We start from the raw sequence: 1,195 nt of genomic DNA, 5'->3' as shown, positions 1-1,195 counted from the left end.
CGGCGGCCTCGCCCGCGGCTGCGCGGGGGCGGTTGCAACACGGCGCCGGCCGGCCGCCAATGCATGAACTTCCCGTCTTTGCGGCGCTTGACCTCGGCACCAACAATTGCCGGCTGCTGGTCGCCGTGCCGACGCGGCATGGCCAGTTCCGCGTCATCGATGCCTTTTCGCGCATCGTCCGGCTGGGCGAGGGGCTCACCGCCAACGGTCGGCTCGGCCAGCCGGCGATGGACCGCGCGGTCGAGGCACTGAAGATCTGCGGCGACAAGTTGCGCAACCGCAAGATCCGGAAAGCCCGGCTGATCGCCACCGAAGCCTGTCGCACTGCCGATAACGGCCTCGAGTTCCTCGACCGCGTCGAGCGCGAAGCCGGCCTGAAGCTCGAGATCATCGATCGCCAGACCGAAGCGCGGCTCGCGGTTTCCGGCTGCGGCTCGCTGGTCGAGCGCGACACGCAAGGCGTCGTGCTGTTCGATATTGGCGGCGGCTCCTCCGAAATCGCGCTGATCGATCTCGCCGGCCGCCGTTCGCCAAGGCTCGCCAACCATATCGTCTCGTGGACCTCGCTGCCGGTCGGCGTCGTATCGCTGGCCGAACGTTTCGGCGGCCGCACGGTGACGCGCGAGGTTTTTGCCGCCATGGTCGACGACGTCGCCGGCCGGCTGGCCAGCTTCGATGGGCGCGATCGGTTGAGCCATCTCAAGGCCAGCCCGAATTTCCATCTGCTCGGCACGTCCGGAACGGTGACGACGCTGGCCGGCGTTCACCTCGACCTCGAGCGCTACGACCGCCGCCGTGTCGACGGATTGTGGATGGATCGCGACAGCGTCGACCGCATGGTCGAACGACTGGTCGGCTGGGATTTCCAGCAGCGCTGCGCCAACCCTTGCATCGGTGCGGATCGCGCCGATCTGGTGCTGGCCGGCTGTGCTATCCTGGAAGCGATCCGCGCCGTATGGCCGTCGGAACGATTGCGCGTCGCCGACCGTGGCCTGCGCGAAGGCATATTGAGCGAGCTGATGGCCGATGACGGCGTCTGGCGCAATGATGGGCGTGGCAGAGCATGAACAGTCGAGCCCCCCACCCTCGAGCATTGGGCGGCACCACACCCCCCCTAGCCCCGGGGGAGGCAAAGAGCGGACTAATTAATGGGTGGGCACCTACGAAGACAACAGCGGGGGGGGGGGTGGGGGCG

At 67.8% G+C, this 1,195-nt stretch carries 1 protein-coding gene; it reads left to right on the top strand.

The annotated features are described in order from the left end of the window. A partial coding sequence (locus NKH57_RS33705; protein ID WP_352950679.1) for a Ppx/GppA phosphatase family protein occupies positions 1–1,067 on the top strand: 1,067 nt, incomplete at its 5' end. Positions 1,068–1,195 lie beyond the last annotated feature (128 nt).

Source organism: Mesorhizobium sp. M1050, assembly GCF_040318715.1.
Taxonomy (GTDB): domain Bacteria; phylum Pseudomonadota; class Alphaproteobacteria; order Rhizobiales; family Rhizobiaceae; genus Mesorhizobium.
Note: the sequence above shows the minus strand (reverse complement) of the source record. Positions and strands in the feature narration are given on the sequence as shown.